This window comes from Bacillus sp. N12A5, assembly GCF_026790125.1.
Lineage (GTDB): Bacteria > Bacillota > Bacilli > Bacillales > Bacillaceae > Bacillus.
In genome coordinates this window covers 629-1,019 of the sequence record NZ_JALAMR010000033.1, presented here as the reverse complement: position 1 = coordinate 1,019, position 391 = coordinate 629, and the positions used below count along the sequence as shown (strand labels likewise).

Below are 391 nucleotides of genomic sequence, written 5' to 3'. Positions count from 1 at the left end.
TGACGGATAATGGCGCTGTATATGCGATTAAAGGCTGCCCGATGCACGAGGACCCTCTACATTTAATCCCCCATCATTTGCGTGATGACTTTTACAGAGAATACGGCATAAGAATAGAAGGAAGTCTTTCTCCTTTAAATGTCATGAGGCTAGAGGAAGAGTACGGCGGAAGAATTGAGGATGTGAAGGTGGAGCGGATCTTCTTCTCGGAAGATAAACGTACGGGAATTGGAACATTCAGCCCGTCTGATCCGAAATCTCAGGATATTGCCGATCTGACGGGAAGCATTGATTTCTCAACCATTGCCGAATACGGTTCAGAATCAGATCCGCGCGCTTACCGGTTTGACGGAGAGCTGAATAAAGCGAACCGCGGGATGATGGAGTTTCA

At 47.3% G+C, this 391-nt stretch carries 1 pseudogene; it reads left to right on the top strand.

From position 1 onward, the window contains the following. Window positions 1-391: pseudogene (locus tag MOC09_RS20030) on the top strand (protein prkA); the annotation flags it as partial.